Annotated in this window: 24 protein-coding genes; 19 read left to right on the top strand and 5 right to left on the bottom strand. The window is 72.7% G+C overall.

The genetic code is table 11. The features are described from left to right. Positions 1 to 159 precede the first annotated feature (159 nt). On the top strand, positions 160 to 1,956 hold the full coding sequence (locus tag ACTXG6_RS39375; RefSeq protein ID WP_445184397.1) for a hypothetical protein: 1,797 nt from the start codon (positions 160 to 162) through the stop codon (positions 1,954 to 1,956). A 480-nt stretch (positions 1,957 to 2,436) separates the two neighbouring features. Here the strand turns inward: ACTXG6_RS39375 and ACTXG6_RS39370 are convergent, their stop codons facing one another. Then, on the bottom strand, positions 2,437 to 2,991 hold the full coding sequence (locus ACTXG6_RS39370) for a helix-turn-helix domain-containing protein (RefSeq protein ID WP_445184396.1): 555 nt from the start codon (positions 2,989 to 2,991) through the stop codon (positions 2,437 to 2,439). A gap of 121 nt (positions 2,992 to 3,112) precedes the next feature. Here ACTXG6_RS39370 and ACTXG6_RS39365 point away from each other — a divergent pair, with 121 nt between their 5' ends. Both ACTXG6_RS39365 and ACTXG6_RS39360 read left to right on the top strand, forming a co-directional pair. Continuing rightward, positions 3,113 to 3,736: an AzlC family ABC transporter permease gene (locus tag ACTXG6_RS39365; RefSeq protein ID WP_445184395.1), complete on the top strand. Its 624-nt coding sequence runs from the start codon at positions 3,113 to 3,115 to the stop codon at positions 3,734 to 3,736. Further along, a complete protein-coding gene (locus ACTXG6_RS39360) occupies positions 3,733 to 4,041 on the top strand; it encodes an AzlD domain-containing protein (RefSeq protein WP_445184394.1) in 309 nt (102 codons plus the stop codon). The genes ACTXG6_RS39365 and ACTXG6_RS39360 overlap by 4 nt, the downstream gene beginning before the upstream one ends. Here the strand turns inward: ACTXG6_RS39360 and ACTXG6_RS39355 are convergent, their stop codons facing one another. The 3 genes from ACTXG6_RS39355 to ACTXG6_RS39345 are packed head-to-tail and all read right to left on the bottom strand — an operon-like array spanning position 4,042 to position 5,284. After that, a complete protein-coding gene (locus ACTXG6_RS39355; RefSeq protein ID WP_445184393.1) occupies positions 4,042 to 4,266 on the bottom strand; it encodes a hypothetical protein in 225 nt (74 codons plus the stop codon). Further along, complete coding sequence (locus ACTXG6_RS39350) at positions 4,185 to 4,946, bottom strand: M56 family metallopeptidase (RefSeq protein WP_445184392.1); 762 nt, start codon at positions 4,944 to 4,946, stop codon at positions 4,185 to 4,187. The genes ACTXG6_RS39355 and ACTXG6_RS39350 overlap by 82 nt, the downstream gene beginning before the upstream one ends. Then, on the bottom strand, positions 4,943 to 5,284 hold the full coding sequence (locus ACTXG6_RS39345; protein WP_445184391.1) for a BlaI/MecI/CopY family transcriptional regulator: 342 nt from the start codon (positions 5,282 to 5,284) through the stop codon (positions 4,943 to 4,945). The genes ACTXG6_RS39350 and ACTXG6_RS39345 overlap by 4 nt, the downstream gene beginning before the upstream one ends. Positions 5,285 to 5,365: 81 nt before the next feature. Here ACTXG6_RS39345 and ACTXG6_RS39340 point away from each other — a divergent pair, with 81 nt between their 5' ends. Then, positions 5,366 to 6,712, top strand: a complete 1,347-nt coding sequence (locus tag ACTXG6_RS39340; RefSeq protein ID WP_445184390.1) for a cytochrome ubiquinol oxidase subunit I — start codon at positions 5,366 to 5,368, stop codon at positions 6,710 to 6,712. Then, entirely contained in the window at positions 6,709 to 7,713 is a 1,005-nt protein-coding gene (locus ACTXG6_RS39335) for a cytochrome d ubiquinol oxidase subunit II (protein WP_445184389.1), read from the top strand. Before ACTXG6_RS39340 ends, ACTXG6_RS39335 begins: the two co-directional genes overlap by 4 nt. 103 nt (positions 7,714 to 7,816) lie before the next feature. Here ACTXG6_RS39335 and ACTXG6_RS39330 read toward each other — a convergent pair whose 3' ends face one another. Further along, positions 7,817 to 9,982, bottom strand: coding sequence for an elongation factor G-like protein EF-G2 (locus ACTXG6_RS39330; protein ID WP_445184388.1), 2,166 nt, complete (start codon positions 9,980 to 9,982; stop codon positions 7,817 to 7,819). Between the two features lie 100 nt (positions 9,983 to 10,082). Between ACTXG6_RS39330 and pdxT the strand changes: the two genes are divergently transcribed. From pdxT to ACTXG6_RS39260, 14 genes are all read left to right on the top strand, one after another. After that, positions 10,083 to 10,739, top strand: a complete 657-nt coding sequence (gene pdxT, locus ACTXG6_RS39325; protein WP_445190238.1) for a pyridoxal 5'-phosphate synthase glutaminase subunit PdxT — start codon at positions 10,083 to 10,085, stop codon at positions 10,737 to 10,739. Between the two features lie 42 nt (positions 10,740 to 10,781). Further along, complete coding sequence (locus ACTXG6_RS39320) at positions 10,782 to 11,537, top strand: YebC/PmpR family DNA-binding transcriptional regulator (protein WP_445184387.1); 756 nt, start codon at positions 10,782 to 10,784, stop codon at positions 11,535 to 11,537. 245 nt (positions 11,538 to 11,782) lie between these two features. Further along, positions 11,783 to 12,802 carry a substrate-binding domain-containing protein gene (locus ACTXG6_RS39315; RefSeq protein ID WP_445184386.1) on the top strand — a complete coding sequence of 340 codons (1,020 nt, stop codon included), beginning with the start codon at positions 11,783 to 11,785 and terminating at the stop codon, positions 12,800 to 12,802. A 55-nt stretch (positions 12,803 to 12,857) separates the two neighbouring features. Next, on the top strand, positions 12,858 to 13,841 hold the full coding sequence (locus ACTXG6_RS39310) for an ABC transporter permease (RefSeq protein WP_445184385.1): 984 nt from the start codon (positions 12,858 to 12,860) through the stop codon (positions 13,839 to 13,841). Between the two features lie 59 nt (positions 13,842 to 13,900). Continuing rightward, complete coding sequence (locus tag ACTXG6_RS39305; RefSeq protein ID WP_445190237.1) at positions 13,901 to 14,701, top strand: ATP-binding cassette domain-containing protein; 801 nt, start codon at positions 13,901 to 13,903, stop codon at positions 14,699 to 14,701. After that, entirely contained in the window at positions 14,698 to 15,648 is a 951-nt protein-coding gene (locus tag ACTXG6_RS39300) for a PfkB family carbohydrate kinase (protein WP_445184384.1), read from the top strand. Before ACTXG6_RS39305 ends, ACTXG6_RS39300 begins: the two co-directional genes overlap by 4 nt. An 83-nt stretch (positions 15,649 to 15,731) precedes the next feature. Continuing rightward, on the top strand, positions 15,732 to 16,352 hold the full coding sequence (locus ACTXG6_RS39295; protein WP_445190236.1) for a nucleoside/nucleotide kinase family protein: 621 nt from the start codon (positions 15,732 to 15,734) through the stop codon (positions 16,350 to 16,352). A gap of 694 nt (positions 16,353 to 17,046) precedes the next feature. After that, a complete protein-coding gene (gene ruvC, locus ACTXG6_RS39290; protein WP_445190235.1) occupies positions 17,047 to 17,667 on the top strand; it encodes a crossover junction endodeoxyribonuclease RuvC in 621 nt (206 codons plus the stop codon). Positions 17,668 to 17,672: 5 nt separating this feature from the next. Next, a complete protein-coding gene (gene ruvA, locus ACTXG6_RS39285; RefSeq protein WP_445184383.1) occupies positions 17,673 to 18,278 on the top strand; it encodes a Holliday junction branch migration protein RuvA in 606 nt (201 codons plus the stop codon). A gap of 37 nt (positions 18,279 to 18,315) precedes the next feature. Further along, positions 18,316 to 19,362 (top strand): Holliday junction branch migration DNA helicase RuvB, encoded by a 1,047-nt coding sequence (gene ruvB, locus ACTXG6_RS39280; RefSeq protein ID WP_445184382.1) that lies wholly within the window; start codon positions 18,316 to 18,318, stop codon positions 19,360 to 19,362. Positions 19,363 to 19,402: 40 nt separating this feature from the next. Further along, entirely contained in the window at positions 19,403 to 19,849 is a 447-nt protein-coding gene (yajC, locus tag ACTXG6_RS39275; RefSeq protein ID WP_445184381.1) for a preprotein translocase subunit YajC, read from the top strand. Positions 19,850 to 20,170: 321 nt separating this feature from the next. Beyond that, positions 20,171 to 21,949: a protein translocase subunit SecD gene (gene secD / locus ACTXG6_RS39270; RefSeq protein WP_445184380.1), complete on the top strand. Its 1,779-nt coding sequence runs from the start codon at positions 20,171 to 20,173 to the stop codon at positions 21,947 to 21,949. A gap of 1 nt (position 21,950) precedes the next feature. Then, positions 21,951 to 23,216, top strand: coding sequence for a protein translocase subunit SecF (gene secF / locus ACTXG6_RS39265; protein WP_445184379.1), 1,266 nt, complete (start codon positions 21,951 to 21,953; stop codon positions 23,214 to 23,216). Continuing rightward, positions 23,213 to 23,779, top strand: a complete 567-nt coding sequence (locus tag ACTXG6_RS39260; RefSeq protein ID WP_445184378.1) for an adenine phosphoribosyltransferase — start codon at positions 23,213 to 23,215, stop codon at positions 23,777 to 23,779. The genes secF and ACTXG6_RS39260 overlap by 4 nt, the downstream gene beginning before the upstream one ends. Positions 23,780 to 23,844: the final 65 nt, after the last annotated feature.

The following is a 23,844-nucleotide window of genomic DNA, read 5'->3' as shown; positions in this document are numbered from 1 at the left end:
AAAGGAGGTGATTCGTGTGACTGCTGTGGCTTATGTGACTTCACACTGTGTCGCGGTCGATTGGCACGAACCGCACGGCGGCACGGATCACCGGAACTTAGCTGAGGCGAAGGTGACGCCGGCCCGCGCGACGGGGACCCGGTCGGGGGAGGGGTCCTGATGCGGGAACGACGTGCGGCACGGCTGCGGGCGCGGCGCCGGGAGCTGAACAGGAACCGCCGGGACCGGGGCCGGGGCGTGCTACCGAGGATGGCGCCGGACAGCGGTGCGCTGCTGCAGCGCCGGCACGCGCTGGTGGTGGCCGGCCTGGTCGGTGCGCTGGTGCTCGCGGTGGCCGGTGCCCGGTTCGCGGGCGCCTCGGACCACGGGACGACAGCTGCCGGCGAACTGGCCAGCAACGTGTCGACGGCCGCGGTGCTGCCGAAGGCCGACTCCCAGCCGACGCCGCCCGGCGCGGACGCCGGTGCCTCGCCGGACGCGAACTCCTCGGACGCCGGTTCGACGCCGGACGCGGGCTCGACGCCGGACGCGGCCTCCTCGCCGGACTCGGCCAGCGGCTCGACACCGGACTCGGGTTACCTGCCCGCCGACGCCGGATCGACGCCGGCGGAAGCGCAGCTCCCGGCGTCGCCGGCCGGCGCGGACCCGTTGCCGGCGCTGCCGTCGCCGTCCGTCGCACCGGCCCCGCCGGGCGACGCCAGCCCGCCGTCGGTGCTGCCGCCGGCGCCGATCGCCCCGGATCCTGGTCTGCCGGCCGGCGTTCCGGCTGGTCTGCCCTCCGGTGTCCCGGCGGTCCCTGGTGGTCTGCCGGCGGTCCCTGGTGGTCTGCCGGCTGGTCTGCCCGCGGTGCCCGGCGGCCTGCCGGCGGTGCCTGGTGGTCTGCCGGCTGGTCTGCCGGCGGTGCCCGGTGGGCTGCCCGCGGTTCCTGGCGGCCTGCCGGCGGTGCCTGGTGGTCTGCCGGCTGGTCTGCCCGCGGTGCCCGGCGGCCTGCCGGCGGTGCCTGGCGGTCTGCCGGCTGGGTTGCCGGCCGCGCCCGCGCTGCCGGCTGGGTTGCCGGCCGCGCCCGCGCTGCCCGGGGGACTTCCCGCTGGGTTGCCGGCGGCGCCCGCGCTGCCCGGGGGCCTGCCGGCTGGGTTGCCGGCGGCGCCCGCTCTGCCTGGTGGCCTGCCGGCCGTACCCGCGGCTCCGGCCGCCGCGGCCGCGCAGGCGTTGCCGCCGGCGGCAACGCCTGTGGCGGACAACCTGGCCGGCTCGGAGGTGACCGGCTCGGACCGGGCCAAGGATCTGCCGGCCGCACCTGAGCCGCCCGCCCCGCCGGATCCTGGGGCGCCCTCTGTGCCTGGCGGACTTCCGGTGCCGGGTGGGTTGCCGGTTCCTGGTGGTCTGCCGGCTGGTCTGCCGGCTGGTCTGCCGGCGTTGCCTGGTGGGTTGCCGGTTCCTGGTGGTCTGCCGGCCGGTTTGCCGGCGTTGCCGGGTGGGCTTCCGGTTCCGGCTGGGCTGCCGGCTGGTCTGCCGGCGTTGCCGGGTGGGCTTCCGGTTCCGGGTGGGCTGCCGGCTGGTCTGCCGGCACTGCCCGGTGGGCTTCCGGTTCCGGGTGGTCTGCCGGCTGGGCTGCCGGCTGGTCTGCCGGCACTGCCCGGTGGTCTCCCGGTCACCGGTGGGCTTCCGGCCGGTCTACCCGGTGGTCTTCCGGTGCCTGGCGGCCTTCCGATTCCTGGTGGGCTTCCGGTTCCGGGCGGTCTGCCGGCTGGGCTGCCGGCGTTGCCGGGTGGTCTCCCGGTGCCTGGTGGGCTTCCGGTTCCGGCTGGGCTGCCGGCTGGGCTGCCGGCTGGTCTGCCGGCTGGTCTGCCGGCTGGTCTGCCGGCACTGCCCGGTGGTCTCCCGGTGCCGGGGGCCTTCCCGCCAGCTCCCGCGCTGCCGGGTGCGGCCGCTCCGGCGGCACCCGCGGGCAGCTAGTGTCCCGCGCCGGAAATTCGTGTGATAAGTCCGGTGATTCAGATGGTGGCTGGCAAGACGCCGCCCGCAGCTCATACCGGGCGTATCCGCCAGGGCGGCAACGCCGGCAGGCGCCATCTGGGCGCCGGAATTATTTGCGCAGATTCCGGCGCGGGGCACTAGTAGCGCCCTGAACTATGCACGCTCTGCCGCGAGGCGCCCGGTCGGTGCCTCGCGGCAGAGCCGTGCGCCGCAACGGTCATGATCGACAGACCCGCCGCCGCCACGACCCCAGGGGGCACAGTCGGTGACCGGCCGATCGACTCAGGCCGCTGACCTGCGGGGTCGGGTTGCGCCGAGGTCGACATGAGTCCGGTTCTCAGCGAAAAATACCGGGCTGGCGTTGGTCTCGGTGACAAGGCATGCGCCAGTCGCGCCAGGGTTGACACCGGGGCCGCCCTGTCGGTGACGCTGCGTTACCCCCAGTGTGGCAACCAGCGGTCAGGTGTACTCCATGACCAGTACCGCGGCACTGGCCGGGGCGAGCGCCAGGTAGCTGTGCGGCACGTCGCCGGCGAAGCACGCGTAGTCGCCGACCTCGAGTTCGACCTGTTCGTCGACCGGGCCGCAGCGGACCCGCCCGGCGGTGATGACCAGGTGCTCCACCGTCCCCGGTAGGTGGGACTCGGCGACCCGGGCGGCGCCGGGCTCGAGCGCGATCACGTGCAGGTCCCGGCGCGCACCCGGCGGACAGGTCGACAGCACCGTCGCGCTGTACGGCGCCTCGGTGGACGGGATGGCCGGGCCGGCGCCGGCCCGGATGACCCGGACCGGTTGCGGCTGCGGGTCGACCACCCTGCTGAACGGCACGTCGAGCGCCACCGCCAGCGCCCACAGCGTCTCCACGCTGGGGTTGCCGTTCCCGGACTCGAGCTGCGACAGCGTCGACTTGGCGATGCCGGCCCGTCGGGCCAGCTCGGTCAGGGAGAGCCCGGCCCGGTCGCGCTCCCGGCGCAGCGCGCGGGCAATCAGGGGAATCGGGTCTGTTCGTTCCACTGGACTCTCTGTTCGACTTGACGAACGGCCTCTGTCATGTTCAGCATAGGGGACTATGTGTTCGATTTGGCGAACGACCCCACGGGAGGACCTCCGCGACGCGGTCGCACTGGGTGCGGCGATGGTCGTGGTCGGGGCGGCCTTCGGCGCACTGGCCGCGTCCGCGCACGTGTCGCTGCTGCTCACGGTGGCGATGTCGGTGTTCGTGTTCGCCGGCGGGTCCCAGTTCCTCGCGGTTGCGGTGATCGCCGCCGGTGGCGCGCCGCTGGCCGCGGTGCTCGGCGGGCTGCTGCTCAACCTGCGGCACCTGCCGTTCGGTCTCGCGGTGGGTGGCCTCGTCGGTCGATCCTGGCCGGCCCGGCTGCTGGGCGCGCATCTGATGGTCGACGAGGTGATCGCGTTCGCCCGCTCCCGGACGGGCCCGGCACGGGCCCGGCGCGCGTACTGGCTCCTCGGCGCGCTGATGTTCATCGGGTGGAACGTCGGAACGGTGCTCGGTGCCCTGGCCGGCACGGCGGTGCCGGACCCGAGCCACTTCGGGATGGACGCCGCGTTCCCGGCCGCCCTGCTCGCGCTGCTGTTGCCGGCGCTGCGGGAAGCGGATGCCGCCCGGGTGGCGCTGCTCGGCGCGGCGGCCGCCCTGCTGGTCACGCCCTGGGTGCCGGCCGGGCTGCCGGTGCTGCTGGCGTTGGCCGGCCTGGTCGCCGCGGGGCGCGCGCCGAAGGAGTACGAGGTGGTGTCGTGACGGGCTGGGCGGTTGCCGCGCTGGGTGCGGGCACCTACCTGATCCGGCTGTCCGGTCTGCTGCTGCGCCGCCGGCTGACCATCCCGGACCGCGTCCGCCGGCTGCTCGACCTCGGCGCTACCGCGCTGCTCGCGGCACTGGTGGCGACCGCCGTGTTCATCCAGGGCGAGGGCTTCGCCGGGTGGGCCCGACCGGCCGGGGTCGCGCTCGGTGCGCTCGCCGCCTGGTGCCGGTTGCCGCTGGTCGTGGTGGTGCTGGTGGCGGCCGGGGGGACGGCGGCGCTGCGATTGCTCGGCGTCTCCTGATCAGGGGAGCAGCAGGGCGGCGGTGGGCACCGCGACCAGTGCCAGCGCGGCGAGCCGGGATGCCGCGCGCGCCACCAGGGACGGCCGGCTCGGTCGGTGGTCGAGGCGGTCCAGCCGGCCGCTGACGGCGGCGGAGAACGAGGTCAGGGTGGCCCGCGCGGCGCCGCCGCCGACCTGTCGCAGCGCACCGGCGAGCGCGAGTTCGCCGGCCCGGGCCCTCGCCACGTCGTCGGCCCGCATCTCGACCAGGGTCGCCACCGCCACCTGGCCCGCGCCATTCCCGGTACCCAGGGCGCGGTCGCACCCCAGGCCACAAACGGCAGCACCACCAGGTCGTGGCGTTCCCGCAGGTGGGCGCGCTCGTGTGCGAGTACGGCGGCCAGCTCGGCGGGGGAGAGGGCGGCCAGCGTGCCCTCGCTGACCACGAGTCGGGAGCGCAGCCCCGGCAGGCAGTACGCCACCGGCAGTGGGTGCGCGAGCACCCGTGCGCCGGCCATCGCCGGCCACGGGGTGGCGAGCACGTCGAGCAGGTCGCGGTGCCGCTGCCGGGCGCGCAGGGTGCGGATGGCGGCCAGGCCGAGCACGCCGAGCAGTCGGGCGGCCAGCGCGAGGGAGGCGGCCAGCGCGAGCAGCTGCCACACCCCGAGCCCGGCCGGCCAGTCGCGGTGGCGCAGGTGTTCGGCGAGCTGACCGACGGCGACCGGGAGCGAGGAGCCCAGCGGGGCCAACCCGAAGCTCACCCCGGCGCCCAGCAGCGCGAGCCCCCCGGCCAGTCCGACGGCCTGCCACAGCAGCAGGGCGCCGGTGGGGTCGCGGGCCGGCCAGCGGGCGGCGGCCAGCGCCCGGCTGACCGGTTCGGCCAGCAACACCCCCAGCACGAGCAGTGCCGCCGAGGTCGGGATCACCGCAGCAGGTCGCGCAGCGCGGCCTGTTCCTCCGGCGGCATCCCGCCGAGGAAGCGGACCATCACCGCCCCGCGATCGGGTGCGCCGTCGAGAGCGTCGCGCATCAGCGTGGCGATGTGGTCCTCCCGGGTGCCGGCGGCCTGGTACCGGTGCGCCCTGCTGTCGCGGGTCCGACTGACCAGTCCCTTGCGTTCCAACCTGCCGAGCACGGTGAGCACCGTGGTGGTGGCCAGCTCCCGCTGCGCGAGAGCATCCTGCACGTCACGCGCGGTGCATGGCTCCGACGCCGCCCACAGCACGTCCATCACCGCACGCTCCAGCTCCCCCAGCCCTGCCATCCCGCTCCTCATCCACGTACGTGACTGCCGTCATTCTACAAGAAGTAGAACTTCTACCGCGTGTAGAAGTACGCTGGGCCCATGATCGACGACCTGACCGCCGCCCGGGAGCAGATGGAGCTCTCGCTGAGCTTCCACATCGTGTTCGCCGTACTCGGCGTCGGAATGCCGTGGCTGATGCTGGCGGCCGAGTGGCGCGGGCTGCGCACCGGCGACGCGCGCTGGACCGCACTGGCCAAGCGCTGGTCCAAGGCGGTGGCCGTGCTGTTCGCGGTCGGCGCCGTGTCCGGCACCGTGCTCTCCATCGAGTTCGGTCTGCTCTGGCCGACGTTCATGGCCCGCTTCGGTTCGGCGATCGGGCTGTCGTTCACCCTCGAGTCGTTCGCGTTCTTCATCGAGGCGATCTTCCTTGCGCTCTACCTGTACGGCTGGAAGCGGCTGAGCCCACGGCTGCACCTGCTCACCGCGGTCCCGGTGGCGGTCGGCGGGATGGCCTCCGCGCTGTTCGTGACGACCGCGAACGCCTGGATGAACGGCCCGGTCGGCCTGGTCGCGGGCCCCGGCGGCGGGCTCGTTGCCACCGATGCGCTGGGACCGTTCCGGGCACCCACTGCCGGTGCGCAGATGGTGCACATGGGCCTGGCCGCGCTGATGTGCACCGGCCTCGCGGTAGCCGCCGTCTACGCGTTCGCCATGCTGCGCGACCCCGCCCGCCGCGACGGCTACCACCGGCGTGGGCTGGCCGCCGGCGCGGTGCTCGGGCTGGTCAGCGCCCCGCTGCAGGTCCTGGTGGGGGACTGGGCGACCCGGGTCGTCGCGGACGTGCAACCGGCGAAGTTCGCCGCGATGGAGAGCCTGCCCCGCACCATGGACGGTGCGCCGTTCCACGCCGGTCCGTTCGAGATCCCGAACGCGCTATCGCTACTGCTGCACTTCGACCCGGACGCGCGGGTGGTCGGGATGGACGCGATCGCGGCGCCGGACCGCCCGCCGGTGTCGGTGGTGCACTGGTCCTTCCAGATCATGGCCGGCATCGGGACGGCGCTGGTGGCGCTCGCCGCCTGGGCGCTCTGGCTCTACCTGCGGCACCGCCGGGGCCAGCGACACGGCCGGGACATCCCGCACCCCACCGCCCGCCGGGGTTTCCTGCTCGCCATGGTGGCCGCCGGGCCGGCGCCGTTTATTGCGCTGCTGGCCGGCTGGGTCGTCACCGAGGTCGGCCGGCAGCCGTGGATCGTCTACCGGGTGATGCGGGTTCCGGACGCGTTGACCACGCAGACCGGCCTGGTCAGCTACCTCTACGTGACGGCGGTGGTCTACCTGGTGCTCGCGGTCGCGCTGGTGGCGATCCTGCGCCGGATCGCCCGCGGTGCGACCCCGCCCGACCCGGCGCCCGTGGCCCCGGCGCGGGACGAGGTGCCGGCATGACCGCGCTCGACGGGCTGGGCGTTGTGATCTTCGTGGGGTTGGCCGCGTACGCGGTGCTCGGCGGGGCCGACTTCGGCGCCGGCCTCTGGGACCTCAGCAGGAACCGGGCGCAGCGCGACCTGGTGGCGCGCGCGATGGCGCCGGTCTGGGAGGCCAACCACGTATGGCTGATCTTCGTGGTGATCACCCTGTTCACCGGGTTCCCGGGTGCGTTCGGAGTCCTGTCCAGGGCGTTGGTCGGCCCGGTCTCGATCGCGCTGCTGGGCATCGTGCTGCGCGGCGCGGCGTTCGTGTTCCGCCAGTACGGCGCGTCGCGCGACCCGGATGCCCCGATCGGCGCGGGCCGGCCGGTGCGGGGTACCGCGCTGTGGGGGCGGGTGTTCGCCATCTCCTCGCTGCTCACCCCGTTCGCGTTCGGCGCCGCCGCGGGTGCGCTGGCCGGCGGCGACCTGCGCGCGGACGGTTCGGCCGGGCTCTGGCGGCCCTACCTGGCGCCGCTGCCGGTACTCGCCGGACTGCTCGCGGTGACCTGCTGCGCGTACCTGGCGGCGGTGTACCTGAGCAGGGACGCCGAACGGATCGGCTCGCCGGCGCTGGTGTCCCGGTTCCGCCGGCGGGCGCTGGGTACCGGGATGCTGGCCGGCGCGCTCGCGGTGGCCGCGCTGCCACTGTTGCCGCCGGCGCTCGGCGGTGAGCTGCGCGGGGTGGGCCTGCCGGCGGTCCTGGTGTCGGCGACCGGCGGGGTGCTCGGCCTGGTGCTGCTCTGGCGCCGCCGGCACGCGCTGGCCCGGGTCGCGGCGGCGTCGGCGCCGGCCGGTCTGCTCGCCGGCTGGGCGCTCGGGATGCACCCGTGGGTGTTGCCCGGCCGGGTGCTGCTCGCCGACTCGGCGGCGCCCCCGGCGATCGCCGGCCCGGTGCTGATCGTGCTGCTCACCGGGCTGTTGATCATTGCGCCCTGCTACGTGTTCATGCTCCGGGTCCTGCGCGCCCAGCCGGACTGAGCGACGGGTGGGAGCAACTGCCGGGCGGTCGAACGGCAGCCGCCGTTGCGTATACCTACGCAGAGCTGCTCTGCGTAGGTATACGCAACAACCGCGCCACTGGTCAGCTCCGCACGTTCTCCGGCGCCTGGTCGTAGCGTGCGAACCGACGGCTGAACACCGCCGTGCCGTGCGTCATCGCGCGCAGGTCGACCGCGTAACGCAACAGTTCCGCCGCCGGTACCTCCGCGTGCACCACGGTGCGCCCCGGCCCGGCGGTGCCGTCGACACCGGTGTCCAGCTCGGTGCCCAGCACCCGGCCGCGCCGCGACGAGAGGTCACCGAGCACGGTGCCCAGGTGCTCGTCCGGGATCCGCACGGTGATCTCGTCGACCGGTTCCAGCAGCACGGTGCCGCAGGTGGCGGCCGCCTCCCGCAGGGCGAGCGCGCCGGCCGTCTGGAACGCCGCGTCCGAGGAGTCCACGCTGTGCGCCTTGCCGTCGACCAGGGTGAACCGGACATCCACCACGGGACAGCCCTCGGTCAGCCCGCGGTCCATCTGCGCCCGCACGCCCTTCTCCACGCTCGGGATGTACTGGGTGGGCACCGAGCCGCCGACCACCTTGGACACGAACTCGAAGCCGGAGCCCTGCGGCAGCGGTTCCACCTCGACGTGCACCACCGCGAACTGGCCGTGGCCACCGGACTGCTTGACGTGCCGCCCGGTGGCGCGGCCGGGCTTGGCGACGGTCTCCCGCATGGGCACCCGGACCGGCTCGGTGTCGACCTCGGCGCCGCCGGCGCGCAGCCGGGACAGCACCACGTCGGCGTGCGCCTCGCCCATGCACCACAGCACGATCTGGTGGGTCTCCTGGTTGCGCTCCAGGCGCAGCGTCGGGTCGGAGACCACCAGCCGGGCCAGTGTCTTGATCAGCGCGTCCTCGTCGCCCCTGGTGTGCGCCAGCACCGCGACCGGCAGCAGCGGCTGCGGCAGCTCCCAGGGGTCCAGCAGCAGCGGGTGGTCGGAGGCGGAGACGGTGTCGCCGGTCTCGGCGGAGCCGAGCTTGGTCAGCGCGCAGATGTCGCCGGCCACGCAGCTGGACACCTCGCGCAGGTTGGCGCCCAGCGGGGAGTAGACGTGGGCCAGCCGCTCGTCGCCGTCGTGCACGTGCTCGTCCGGCGCCTCTGCCGATCCGCCGCCCGAGCCGCCGTTGCCGTTCGCGGCGGTCCAGCCGTGACCGGAGACGTGCACCGAGCGCTCCGGGCGCAGGGTCCCGGAGAACACCCGGACCAGCGACACCCGCCCGACGTAGGCGTCCGCCGAGGTGCGCACGACCTCGGCGGCCAGCGGGCCGGCCGGGTCGGCGGTCAGCGGCGGGTGCGCGGCGCCGTCCACCCCGCGCACCGAGGGGAGCGGGTGCTCGACGGGGGAGGGGAAGCCGCCCACGATCAGCTCCAGCAGTTCGGGCAGCCCGGTGCCGGAGGAGGCACAGACCGGTACCACCGGGTGGAAGGTGCCCCGGGCGACCGCCTTCTCCAGGTCGGTGATCAGGGTGGCGGCGTCGATCTCCTCGCCCTCGAGGTAGCGCTCCATGAGCGACTCGTCTTCACTTTCCGCGATGATGCCTTCGATCAGCTCGTTGCGGGCCTCTTCGGCGTCCGGCGGCGGGTCGTCGACGGGCTGGCCGGCGACCGTGCGGGAGAGCAGCCCGTACAGGCCGGAGAGGTGCCCGCCCTCGCGCATCGGCAGGTAGAGCGGCAGTACCCCGGTGCCGAACGTGGTCTGGCAGCCGTCGACCTCCGACTCCAGGTCGGCGCGTTGGTGGTCGCAGCGGGCCACCACGACGGCGCGCGGCATCCCGACCGCAGCACACTCCTCCCACAGCCCCACGGTGGCCGCGTCGATACCCCCGTCCGTCGCCCCTTCCGCCGCGCTGACCACGAACAACGCCGCGTCCGCCGCGCGCAGCCCGGCGCGCAGCTCGCCGACGAAGTCGCCGTACCCGGGGGTGTCGATCAGGTTGATCTTGATGTTCTGGTGGCGCAGCGGGGCGACCGCGAGGCCGACCGAACGCTGCTGGCGGACGGCGGCCGGGTCGTGGTCGCAGATCGTGCTCCCGTCGACGACGGTGCCGGCCCTGGGGATCACGCCGGCCGATGCGAGCAGTGCCTCGACCAGGGTGGTCTTCCCGGACCCGGACGGCCCGACCAGGACCACGTTGCGGATCGCGGCCGGGTCCTCGGCCACGATCGCCCCGGCTCCCTGGCCGGCGTCAGCTCTGACTGCCATCTGAACCACCTCCGTCTACCTGCTCGTTACCTCCACGCTGTGTGTCCGATCTCACACCCGATGACCGGCGCAAACAAGGCCTGGAGCGGACTCGCCTACCCTGGGGAACGTGACGACCATCGGCGTGCTCGCCCTGCAGGGCGACGTCCGTGAACACCTGTCCGCGCTCACCGACTGCGGGGTGCGCGCGGTAGCGGTGCGCCGTCCCGCCGAACTGGACGCGGTCGACGGGCTGGTGCTGCCCGGCGGCGAGTCGACCACCATGAGCCGGCTGCTGGAGACCTTCGATCTGCTCGAGCCGGTCCGCCGCCGGATCGCCGACGGGATGCCGGCCTACGGGTCCTGCGCCGGGATGATCCTGCTCGCCCGCCAGGTGCTCGACGGCCGCGCCGACCAGCGCCAGCTCGGCGGGTTGGACGTGGTGGTGCGGCGCAACGCGTTCGGCCGCCAGGTCGACTCGTTCGAGACCGACCTGTCCCTGGTCGGGCTGGAGGGCGGCCCGGTGCACGCCGTTTTCATCAGGGCGCCGTGGGTGGAATCGGTCGGCCCGGACGTCGAGGTGTTGGCCACCGTGCCGCGGTCGCTACAGCAGGAGCCGGGCGCCGGAGCGGCCGAGGGTAGGATCGTCGCGGTTCGGCAGGGAATGGTGCTGGCTACCGCGTTCCATCCCGAGTTGACCGGTGACGGGCGGGTGCACCGCCTGTTCTGCGACCTGGTCCGAGGTGGCGATCGATCGCTGAACGCAGCGACCGGATAGCCCCGGGACGTACGTGCGGCGAGCGCCGCGGAAGGGGCATCCATGAGCGGCCATTCCAAATGGGCGACCACCAAGCACAAGAAGGCCGTCGTCGACGCCAAGCGAAGCAAGATGTTCGCCAAGCTGATCAAGAACATCGAGGTCGCCGCGCGCAACGGCGGGGGTGACCCGGCCGGCAACCCGACGCTCTACGACGCCATCCAGAAGGCCAAGAAGAGCTCGGTGCCGAACGACAACATCGACCGCGCGCTCAAGCGGGGTTCCGGCGCGGACGGCGGCGGGGCGGACTACCAGTCGATCACCTACGAGGGCTACGGCCCGAACGGGGTCGCGGTGCTGGTCGAGTGCCTGTCCGACAACCGCAACCGGGCCGCCTCCGAGGTGCGCACCGCGATGACCCGCAACGGCGCCCAGATGGCCGACCCGGGCTCGGTGGCCTACCTGTTCACCCGCAAGGGCGTCGTGATCGTGCCCAAGTCGGACTCCTCGGCGGGCGAGGACGACGTCCTGCTGGCGGTGCTGGACGCCGGCGCCGAGGAGGTCAACGACATCGGGGAGAGCTACGAGGTCGTCTCCGAGGCCACCGACATGGTGGCGGTGCGGACCGCGCTGCAGGACGCCGGCATCGACTACGACTCTGCCGACCTCACCTTCCTGCCCTCGGTCTCGGTGCCGCTGGACGCGGACGGCGCGCGCAAGGTCTTCAAGCTGATCGACGCGCTCGAGGACAGCGACGACGTGCAGAACGTGTACGCCAACTTCGACGTCACCGACGAGGTGCTCGCCGAGATCGAGTGAACCCGCTCTGATCGACCCGAGAGTAACTCCGGTCCTGATTGACCACGGTCGGAACCGGACCGGTGTTGCTTTCGGTCCGGCCCCGGACCGGTGGCGACGGTGGAGATTTGCGCAATTCAGTTGATCGAGTAGTTCCCGACGCTCGATCGCTGCTCCTAATCTTGCGCACACCGTCCGGGGCTCGAGGGGGAAGCGGGACCGAGAGGCGGCTGGCGAACGGTTCAGCTCTCGACGAGGAGATTGTGGTGCGACGCTCCAGCGGTTCGGTCAGGTTCGTGGCAATAGGGGCGGTCGCGGTCGCGGTCGTCGCGGCGGGTTGCAGCACACAGCGGGCCAGCGACAGCGGTTCGGCCGGCGCCAACTCGGGCCCGGTGAAGGTCGGCCTGGTCACCAAGACCGACACCAACCCCTACTTCGTCACGCTGCGCGAGGCCGCGAAGGCCGCCGCCGACCAGCAGGGCGCCCAGCTGATCGCGCTGGCCGGGAAGTTCGACGGTGACAACGAGGGCCAGGTCGCGGCCATCGAGAACCTCGTCCAGCAGGGTGTCAAGGGCATCCTGATCACCCCGAGCAACTCCGGCGGGATCATCGGCGCGCTGCAGCAGGCCAAGAGCCGGGGCATCACCGTCATCGCGCTGGACACCGAGACCGACCCGAAGGACGCGGTGGACGCGACCTGGGCGACGGACAACCTCGGCGCCGGGGAGAAGCAGGGCGCCTACGTCAAGGCCGCACTGAACGGCGCCGCGCCGAAGGTGCTGCTGCTGGACGGCACGCCGGGCGGAGCGGTGGACACCCAGCGCCACAACGGCTTCCTCAAGGGCATGGGACTGGCCGACGGCGCCCCGCAGATCGTCGGGCGGGCCAACGCCAACGGTGACCAGAACCTGGCCCAGCAGGCGACCGAGAACCTGCTGCAGCGCTCCACCGACATCAACTCGGTCTACACGCTGAACGAGCCCACCGCGCGCGGCGCCTACGCGGCGCTGACCGCGAAGGGCCTGACCAGCAAGGTCGTCATCGGTTCGATCGACGGCGGCTGCCAGGGCGTGCAGGACGTCAAGGCCGGCAAGTACGCGGCCACGGTGATGCAGTTCCCGAAGAAGATGGCCCAGGACGGCGTCACCGCGGTGGTCGACTTCGCCAAGAACGGGACCAAGCCCTCCGGCTTCCACGACACCGGCTCCGAGCTGATCACCGACAAGCCGCTGGCCGGCCTGGAAGCCAAGGACACCGCGTTCGGCTTGCAGAACTGCTGGGGCTGATCGTGCCCGCTGCCGGGGATGGCGACGAGGATCTTCTGAGCATGGAGGCGGCGACGTGACGGCTGTGGTGGGGGCGCGGCGCCGGGTCACCGCCTCCGAGCTGGTGCTGCGCTACCCCGCACTGGGCCCGAGCTGTGCCCTGTTGCTGGCCGTCGTGGTGTTCTCGCTGGTCACGAACACGTTCCTCAGCCTGGACAACATCAGCCTCGTGGTCGAGCAGTCGCTGGTGGTCGGCACCCTGGCCCTGGGCCAGACGCTGGTCATCCTGACCGCCGGGATCGACCTGGCGAACGCCGCGATCATGGTGTTCGGCACCCTGCTGATGGCCAAGCTGGCCGGTGCCGGCGGTGGCCTGACCGCGCTGCTGGCCGGCATCCTGCTCTGCGCGGCCGTCGGCTCCATCTCCGGCGTGCTGGTCACGTCGCTGCGGCTGCCGCCGTTCATCGTCACCCTGGGCATGCTCACGGTGGTCGCGGCCTCGTCGCGGATCTTCGCGGCCGGCCAGAGCTTCCCGGTCAGCAACGGGCTGCTCAACCTGCTCGGCCAGCGCTTCTACCTGTTCGGCCAGATCGAGATCACCCTCGGCATGCTGCTCGGCCTGGCCATGTTCCTGTTCGCCTGGTACGCGCTGAGCCGCACCGCGTGGGGCCGCCACGTCTACGCACTGGGCAACGACCCGGAGGCGGCCCGGCTCACCGGTATCCACGTCAACCGCACCCTGTTCAGCGTGTACCTGCTGGCCGGGGTGATCTACGGGTTCGCCGCCTGGCAGGCCATCGGCCGGATCCCCAACGCCGACCCGAACGCCTACCAGACCGGCAACCTGGACAGCATCACCGCCGTGGTGATCGGCGGTACCAGCCTGTTCGGCGGCCGGGGCGGGGTGCTGGGCACACTGGTCGGCGCGCTGATCGTCTCCGTGCTGCGCAGCGGACTCACCCAGGCCGGCATCGACGAGCTCTACCAGGACGTGGCGACCGGTCTGCTGGTCATCGTCGCGGTCGCGTTGGACCAGTTGGCCAGGAGGAGGTCGCGGTGACCGAGTCAGCGGAGGCAACGGCGACGCCGGCGGAACCGCCCCGGCTCGAGGACGCGGTCCTGCGCGCCGAGGGCCTGGTCAAGCGGTACGGCAGCGTGACCGCGATCGACGGGGCCGACTTCGACCTGCGCCCCGCCGAGGTGCTGGCGGTGATCGGCGACAACGGTGCCGGCAAGTCCACCATGATCAAGGCACTGTGCGGTGCGGTGATCCCGGACGAGGGCACCATCTGGCTGGACGGCGAGCCGGTCCGGTTCCACTCGCCGCTGGACGCCCGGCAGGCCGGCATCGAGACGGTCTACCAGACCCTCGCGGTGGCTCCCGCAATGGACATCGCCGGGAACCTGTTCCTCGGCCGCGAGCAGCGCAAGAAGGGGCTGTTGGGCACCGTGTTCCGCACCCTGGACCACAAGCGCATGCGGCTGGAGGCACAGCGCCAGCTGGATGCGCTCGGGGTGGCCACGGTGCAGAACATCGGGCAGCTGGTCGAGACGCTCTCCGGTGGCCAGCGCCAGGCGGTCGCGGTGGCCAGGGCGGCGATGTTCGCCCGCAAGCTGGCCATCATGGATGAGCCGACCGCCGCGCTCGGTGTGCGGGAGTCGGCGATGGTGCTGGACCTGATCCGGCGGATCCGGGACAACGGCCTGCCGGTGGTGCTGATCAGCCACAACATGCCGCACGTGTTCGAGATCGCGGACCGGATCCACGTGCACCGCCTCGGCAAGCGGGTCGCCGTGGTCAAGCCGGACGACTACGAGATGAACGAGGTGGTGGCACTGATGACCGGGGCGCTCCGGCTGGACGAGAGCGGCAATCTGGTCGATCAGAAGGTCGTGGTCCGGCCCCGGTCGGAAGGGTGAGCTCGACCCGCCGACCCACCGTGCTCTGCGTCGGGCTGACCACGCTGGACGTGGTGCACCACGTGACCGGACCGCCGCACTGGGGACGCAAGGAGCGCTCGGTGGGTGGGGAGCTGCTGGCCGGCGGGCCGGCCGCGAACGCCGCGGTCACCGCCGCCCGGCTGCTCGGCTCCGCCCGGCTGCTCAGCGCGGTGGGCACCCGCCCGGCCGCTGCCCCGGCGCACGCCGACCTGGCCGCCCACCACGTCGACGTCATCGACCTGGCACCGGCGGACTGGGACCTACCGGTGGCCAGCGCACTGGTCGACGTCCGCACCGGGGAGCGCACCGTGGTCTCGCCCGGCGCACTGGGCAACCGGGGTGTTGACGGCGCCCAGTACTCGCTGGCCGGCCTGCTGGACGACGTTGCCGTGGTGCTGCTCGACGGGCACCACCCGGCGTTGGCCGCCCGGGTGGCCGCCGAGGCGAACCGGGACAGGGTGCCGGTCGTACTGGACGCGGGCAGCTGGAAGGACGACCTGGAGCCGGTGCTGCCCCGGGTCGACCTGGCCGCCTGCTCGGCCGACCTGTGTCCACCCGGTGGGCGCCGCGCCGGTGACGACCCGTTCGGTGTGGCGACCGCGCTGCACCGGCGCGGGGTACCCACGGTGCTGGTCACCGACGGCCCGCGCCCGGTGGTGTGGAGCACCATGGACGGCAAGCGGGGCAGCGTGGCGGTGCCGGTGGTGAAACCGGTGGACACCCTCGGCGCCGGTGACGCGTTCCACGGAGCGTTGGTGGCCGCGCTCGCCGTGTACCCCGGTGAGTGGCGCCGGTGTGCCGGGCTGGCCGCCGAGGTGGCGGCGGTGCGGTGCGCCCGGCTCGGCTCGCGGGCCTGGCTGGAGGATCCGGGGTTGGCCGCGGTGGTGGCGCGGCTGCGCCCGGCCGGGCGAGGGGTGGCACGGTGAGCGGCGGCGAGCAGATCGGCCCGGTGAGCGGCGAGCAGGTCGGCCCGGTGAGCGGTGAGCAGGTCGGCCCGGTGAGCGGCGGGATCGTCTCGGCGGAGCAGCTGGAGCGGGCGGTGGGGCTGGCGTCGCGGGGACGTGCCCTGCTGGGCATCACCGGCGAACCGGGGGCGGGCAAGTCGACGCTGTCCCAGGCGCTGCTGGTGGCGCTGTCCGGGCGGGGGGTGCGCACAGCGCTGGTCGGGATGGACGGTTTCCACATCGCGCACCGGGCGCTGACCGAGCTGGGCCTGGTGGAGATCAAGGGCGCGCCGATCACCTTCGACGCGGCCGGCTACGTTTCGCTGCTGCGCCGGTTGCGCGACCCGGCCGAGCAGCTGGTGTGGGCGCCGGAGTTCCGCCGCGAGATCGAGGATGCGATCCAGTCCGCCGTCCCGGTCCACCCGGACGTACAGCTGGTGCTCACCGAGGGCAACTACCTGCTGGCGGACGGACCCTGGCGGCCGGTCCGGGACCTGTGCGACGAGATCTGGTACGTCGACGTACCGGAGGAACTGCGCCGCCAGCGGCTGGCCGCCCGGCACGAGTTCTACGGCCGGACGCCGGAGCAGGCCTGGGAGCGGACGCTGGGCTCCGACGAGCGCAACGCCGAGACGGTGACGGCGACCAAGGGCCTCGCCGACCTGGTCGTCACCCTCGGCGGCTAGCCCGCGCCCGAGCCGGACGGCCGCGGGCGGACGGCACACAGCGCCGTGTCGCCACCCACACGTTGGGACCTATGCGCCGCGGCATGGGGATGTGTGCCGTTGCCGGGACACAGCGTTTGTCGCCACACGCACACCCACCGGGCCACGCCGCAGGCTCTGTGCGAGCCGCGGCGGCCCCGTGCGAGCACGCAAATGGGGCTACGAGGCGGCGGCCAACTGGCTGAGGCGGTTGCGTTGGCGGAAGTCAAGGTCAACGTAACGCCACGCTTGTTCGTCTGCGTGAGAACCGGACTGGCGTTACCTTCGCCGTGTGCCGTGTGCCGTGTGCCGTGTGCCGTGTGCCGTGTGCCGTGTGCCGTGTGCCCGTGTGCCCGTGTGCCGTGTGCCGTGTCGGCTGACCCCGTGAGTGGCGAGTTGGGCTATAGCCCAACTCGCCACTCACGGGTCTGGCACGCTGCCGAGCACGGCGACACAGACCGGCTGCGGCCCGCGCAGACGCCACACACGTTGGAACGTGGGTGCCGCGGCATGGGATGTGTGCCGTCGCCGGGACCGGTTCCGGCGCCGCCGTGTGGGACCGGCTCCGGTGCCGGTGCCGGCGCGTCGGTGGGGGTGCGGGCGGAGGCCCCCGGTAGCCTCTCCTCGAACAGGTGTTCGTGGACGTTCTCCGGGGTGATCGAGAGGGGCAGTGCGGGTGCGGGTGCTCGGCATCGACCCGGGGCTGACCAGGTGCGGCATCGGCGTGGTCGACGGCACCGGCGGCCGCCAGGTGCGCTGCGTGACCTACCGCGTGGTGCGCACGCCGCCCGACGCCGAGGTGTCCCGCCGGCTGCTCATGCTGGCCGACGCGGTGCGGGAGTCGATCTGCGAGCACCGCCCGGACGTGGTGGCCGTCGAGCGGGTGTTCAGCCAGTCCAACGTGCGCACCGTGATGGGTACCGCGCAGGCCAGCGGTGTCGTCGCGCTGATCGCCGCGCAGGCCGGGCTGCGCGTGGTGTTCCATACCCCGAGCGAGGTCAAGGCCGCGGTCACCGGGTCGGGGCGGGCCGACAAGGAGCAGGTCACCGGCATGGTGGCCAGGCTGCTCGGGCTCGCCGAGGCACCCCGCCCGGCGGATGCGGCGGATGCACTCGCACTGGCCATCTGCCACTGCTGGCGAGGGCCCATGCTGGACCGGATGGCCGAGGCCAAGGCCACTTCGGACCGCCTCGCCCGGGCGCACCGGGCGAAGCTGGCCCAGGCCGCGTCCGCCGCTGCGTCCGCCGCTGCGTCCGCCGCCGGGTCCGCCGCTGGGTCCGTCTCTAAGGAACGGTGATTGCTGTGATCTCTTCGGTGCGCGGCCCGGTGCTGACCATCGGGTTGGACCATGCGGTGGTCGAGGTCGGCGGTGTCGGGCTCGCGGTGCACGCGACCCCCGGCACACTGGCCACCCTGCGCCGGGGTGAGGAGGCCCGACTGGCCACCACGCTGGTGGTCCGGGAGGACTCGCTGACCCTCTACGGGTTCGCCAACGCCGAGGCGGGCGAGTTGTTCCGGCTGCTGCAGACGGTCACCGGGGTCGGGCCGAGGCTGGCGCTGAGCATCCTCGCGGTGCTCGAGCCGGACGCGCTCTGCCGGGCACTGGCCGACGGTGACACGGCCGCGCTGAAGCGGGTGCCCGGCGTCGGGCTGAAGAGTGCCGAGCGACTGGTCCTCGAGCTGCGGGACAAGGTCGTCGCGGTCGCCCGGGTGCCGGTCGGGGGTGGCGTCACCGCCCCGGTGAGCGGCCGTGACCACGTGGTGGAGGCGCTGACCGGGCTGGGGTTCGCGGTCAGGCAGGCCGAGCAGGCGGTGGACGCGGTGTTGGCCGAAACCACGAATGGCGGCTCGGTGGACACCGCGGCGACCCTGCGCACCGCGCTGAGCAGGCTGGGCAAGGCCCGGTGACGGCGGGCCGCGAGAATGAGCTGGGCGAGGTGATGTCGTGAGCGAGCCGGTGGTGTCGGCGGAGGCCGAGCAGGAGGACCTGGACACCGAGGCCACCCTGCGGCCCCGCCGGCTCAGCGAGTTCATCGGCCAGGCCCGGGTTCGCGAGCAGTTGGAGCTGGTGCTGGAGGGCGCCCGCCGGCGCGGTGACCCGCCGGACCACGTGTTGCTGTCCGGCCCGCCCGGGCTGGGCAAGACCAGCCTGGCGATGATCATCGCGACCGAGCTGGGCGCGGCGCTGCGGATCACCTCGGGCCCGGCACTGGAGCGGGCCGGCGACCTGGCCGCGATGCTGTCCAACCTGATGCCCGGCGACGTGCTGTTCATCGACGAGATCCACCGCATCGCCCGGCCCGCCGAGGAGATGCTGTACCTGGCCATGGAGGACTTCCGGGTCGACGTGGTGGTCGGCAAGGGCCCCGGCGCGACCAGCATCCCGCTGGACATCGCGCCGTTCACACTGGTCGGCGCGACGACCAGGGCAGGGGCGCTGACCGGGCCGCTGCGCGACCGGTTCGGCTTCACCGCGCACATGGAGTTCTACGAGGCGGCCGAGCTGGACCGGGTGCTGCGCCGTGCCGCGGTCATCCTGGACGTGGATCTGCGCCCGGACGGCGCCGAGGAGATCGCCGGCCGGTCCCGGGGCACGCCGCGCATCGCGAACCGGCTGCTGCGCCGGGTCCGGGACTACGCCGAGGTCCGGGCGGACGGCGCGGTCACCCGGGAGGTGGCGCGCGCGGCGCTGAAGGTCTACGACGTGGACGAGCTCGGCCTCGACCGGCTGGACCGAGCGGTGTTGACGGCGTTGGTGCGGTCCTTCCGCGGTGGTCCGGTGGGGGTATCGACGCTGGCAGTGGCGGTGGGCGAAGAACCCGCTACGGTGGAGGAGGTCTGCGAGCCTTTCCTTGTGCGGGCCGGTATGTTGGCGCGCACCCCGCGTGGCCGGGTTGCCACCATCGGAGCCTGGCGGCACCTGGGCCTCGAACCGCCGCCCAACGCGGTCGGGGAGCAGGGGGAACCGCCGCCTGTACTGTTCGGGTTGTGAGGTTGGCAGACCCGATGACCCTCACGGAAGTACGGAGACCATGAACATCTCTACGCTGTTCCCACTCATCATCCTCCTGCTGTTTATCCCGATCCTGCTCAGCAGCCGGAAGCAGAAGCGGAACATGGCTGCGATGCAGCAGCTGCAGAGCTCGCTGTCCGAGGGCGACGTGGTGGTGACGACCTCCGGACTGCGCGGCACCGTGGTGGACAGCAGCTACGAGGAGACCGTCGACATCGAGATCGCGCCCGGCGTGGTGACCACCTGGGTGCGGGCCGCCGTCCGCGAGACGGTCAACCCGACCGAGCCCGCCTCGGAGGACGACACGCCGGCCGATGATGCGCCGAAGGCCGTCGACGCCCCGGCGCACGAGGAAATCCCGGCGCCCGCCACCCCGGCGCCCGAGGTGACCAAGACCGACGGCCCCGCCGCCAGCACCACCGAGGCGCCGGCGAACGACTCCACCGCGAGACGCAACAGCGCCTGAGCACGACCCTGGACGAATTGCCCGGGCGTCGGGATAAGCCTGAGCAAGGCGTCAGAAAGTAATTCGCACGCACCGGACGGGGTCATGCGCGAAACCGCGCACGGCCCCGTCTTTCGCTGTCCCGCTATCCCCGCGAATCCCGTGAACGGTGACCGTGTCGTAAACCAGCACCCGCTCAGCGGTGCAATCCTGCGCCGGACGGTGACGTCGGGAAAGACCGTCGAGGGGCCGGCGAAAGCGTAGGGATCGCATCGGTAACATCGGTGAAGCCCCCATACGCCCCGTGTCATCGGGGCGAGCCATCCCATAGGAGTTAGTTCAGTGGCCCCACCGGCCGGGCAGATCCGCCCATGGCGGTACGTGGCGACGTTCGTCGGCATCGTCGTTGTGCTCTACGCGCTGGTGTTCCTCACTGGTGACCGCAAGCCGAACCCCAAGCTCGGCATCGACCTCGAGGGCGGTACCCGGGTCACCCTGACCGCGCGCACCGCGACCGGTCAGCCGCCGACCAGGGAACAGCTCACGCTGGCCCGCGAGATCATCGACCAGCGGGTGAACGGGCTCGGTGTCAGTGGCGCCGAGGTGGTGCAGGATGGCAACAACCTGACCATCACCGTGCCCGGTGACCAGGGCCAACGCGCCAAGGACCTGGCCCAGACCGCGCAGCTGCGGTTCCGCACGGTGCTCGCCGGGCCGTTCAACGCAACCCCGGCGCCCGCGCCTGCTCCCGGATCCGGCAACGCCAACGTGACCCCGGGCCCGGGCAACGCGACGCCGACCCCCGGCAAGACATCCCCCCAGCAGCCCGCCCAGCCGCCCACCAAGGCACCCGGCCCGGGCTCGGCCGCACCGCACGCCATCGGCGCCGCCGCGCTGCAGGCGCCAGCACCGCACGCCCCGGCACCGCCGCCGACCCCGAGCCCGAATCCCGCGCCGCCCCCGGCGCCTTCGGGCGACACCGCTCCCAGCCTGAACAACGCGGTGGCCGCCGATCCCGAGCTCGCCAAGGAGATCGCCCTCGCCAGGGCGATGCGGCAGAGCACGAACCAGGACGTCCAACAGCTGGCCATCCAGCAGCTGCAGTGCACCGGCAACGACGTGCTGCGCGGCTACGACGACCCGACCAAGCCGCTCGTCACCTGCGACCAGAAGGGCACCGCCAAGTACCTGCTCGGCCCGTCCTTCCTGGACGGTACCGAGATCGCCAGCGCCTCCGCGGGCTACGACCAGCAGCGGGCCGGCAACGTCGTCAACGTGACGTTCAAGAGCGCGGGCGCCAAGATCTGGGGCGACTACACGACCGCGAACGTCGGCAAGCAGTCGGCGTTCGTGCTGGACACCGAGGTCGTGTCGGCACCGACGATCGACCAACCCATCTTCGGCGCCACCGAGATCAGCGGGTCCTTCTCCCAGGCCTCGGCGCAGCAGTTGGCCGGCGTGCTGAAGTACGGCTCGCTGCCGCTGTCCTTCGGCACCTCCGACGCGCAGACCGTGTCGGCGACGCTGGGGCTCGCCTCACTGCAGGCCGGCCTGATCGCCGGCGCCATCGGGCTGGCACTGGTGTTCGTGTACTGCCTGTTCTACTACCGGGCGCTCGGCGTGCTCACGATCCTCTCGCTGGCGCTGTCCGGCGTCGTGGTCTACGCGGTGCTGGTGCTGCTCGGGCGGTCCATCGGGTTCACCCTGGACCTGGCCGGGGTCGCCGGTTTCATCGTGGCCATCGGTATCACCGCCGACTCGTTCGTGATCTTCTTCGAACGGTTGAAGGACGAGGTCCGCGAGGGCCGGAGTTTCCGGGCGGCGGTACCCCGGGGCTGGGTGCGCGCGCGGCGCACCATCCTGTCCGCCGACGCGGTGAGCTTCCTGGCCTCCGCGGTGCTGTACCTGCTGGCCATCGGGGATGTGAAGGGTTTCGCCTTCACCCTCGGCATGTCCACCATCCTGGACCTGGTGGTGGTCTTCCTGGTCACCCATCCGCTGGTCGTACTGGCCGCGCAGTCCAGGGTGTTCAGCAGCCCCACCTGGTCCGGGCTGGGCGCGGTAGCCCGGATCGGCGCGATGCGCAGGCGCGCGGCGGCCGCGGCCGCGAAGGGAGCCTGAGATGGCACACCCCGAAACCGGCCTGAGCCGGTCCGAGGAACGGTCCACCCGGGGCAACTTCTTCAGCCGCCTCTACACCGGCACCGGCGCGTTCAACATCGTCGGCAACCGCAAGCGCTGGTACCTGGTCTTCGGCTCACTGGTGCTGATCTGCATCGCCTCCATGGTGTTCCGGGGCTTCAGCCTGAGCATCGAGTTCGAGGGCGGCACCCAGATCCAGTTCTCCACCGTGGGCATCACCGGCGACGCGTCGAGCCTCAACGTCGACAAGGTGATCTTCGACGCGGTCGGCGCGAAGCCGGCGTCGGTCCAGGTGGCCGGCAGCGGCACCTCACAGACCGTGCAGGTCCGCACCGAGACGCTGACCGCCGCCCAGCAGCAGCAGGCCAAGCAGGCGCTGTTCGACGCCTACCACCCGCTCGGGGCGAACGGCCAGCCGGACGCGAACGCGATCAGCGAGACCGCCGTGTCGTCCAGCTGGGGCGGTGAGATCACCACCCAGGCGCTGATCGCGCTGGCCGTGTTCCTGGTGCTCGTGTCGATCTTCCTCGCGGTCTACTTCGAGCGCTCGATGGCGATCGCCGCGGTGGTCGCGCTGATCCACGACCTGGTGGTCACCGCCGGGGTGTACTCGATCGTCGGGTTCGAGGTGAGCCCGTCGACGGTGATCGGGCTGCTGACCATCCTCGGCTTCTCGCTGTACGACACCGTGGTGGTGTTCGACAAGGTCAAGGAGAACGGCCGGGGCCTGCTCGGGCTGACCAGGCGGACCTACCCCGAGACCGCCAACCTGGCGCTGAACCAGACCCTGATGCGCTCGATCAACACCTCGCTCATCGCGGTGCTGCCGGTGCTCGGGCTGCTCATCGTCGGCGTCGGCGTGCTCGGCGTCGGCACCCTGGCGGACCTGGCCCTGGTACAGATGGTCGGCATCATCGCCGGCGCCCTGTCGTCGATCTTCCTGGCCACCCCGGTGCTGGTGGACCTGAAGATGCGCGACGCCCGGTTCCAGCAGCAGGCCAACCGGGTGTACGCCCGGCGGGCCAAGCAGGCCGGGAGCGTCGACGCGGACGGCGACACCAGCGAGGTGGATGTCACCGACGACACCGCGCTGAACGGCGAGCTGCGCCGGGAGCGGGCCGTCGCGGCCGCCGCCGGGGTGCCCGCCAGGGCGGCCGGCAGCCGTCGGGCGGCGGGCAACCGCTCGGCCCGGTCCGGCCGGTCCGCCACCCGCACGGAGCGACCGACCGGCAAGCGCCGCCGGTGACCGACGGGGACGGTCGGGGGCCCAGCACGCTGGTCAACGAACCGACCCCTGAGCTGACCCGGGCGGCCGAGCTGATCAGGGACGTCCCGGACTTCCCGGAAGCGGGCGTGCTGTTCCGGGACGTCACGCCGCTGCTGGCGGACGCGGCGGCGTTCGGCGCGGTGATCGGTGCGATGGCCCGGCCGGCGAGCGGTGCGGACGTGGTGGTCGGCGTGGAGGCCCGAGGTTTCCTGCTCGGCGCGGCGGTCGCGCTGGCTGCCGGGGTCGGCATGGTGCCGGTGCGCAAGGCGGGCAAGCTGCCGCTGGTCGCGGCGTCGCGGGACTACCAGCTGGAGTACGGCTCGGCCACGCTGGAGCTGCCGGCCGGCGGGGTGCACCCCGGTTCCCGGGTGTACCTGGTCGACGACGTGCTGGCCACCGGCGGCACCCTGCGGGCCAGCTGCGAGCTGCTCGAGCAGGTGGGCGCCGTGGTCGTCGGGCTCGGTGTGCTGCTCGAGCTGACCGCACTGGGCGGCCGCGGTGCGCTCGCCGGTCGCCCTCTGCACGCCCTGATGCGCGGCTGAGCGGGATGTTAACCCGGCCGGGGGACGGACCGGCGGCAACGTCGCTATCCTCGTAACGTGGAGCG

This window comes from Pseudonocardia sp. Cha107L01, from assembly GCF_052566575.1.
Note: the sequence above shows the minus strand (reverse complement) of the source record. Positions and strands in the feature narration are given on the sequence as shown.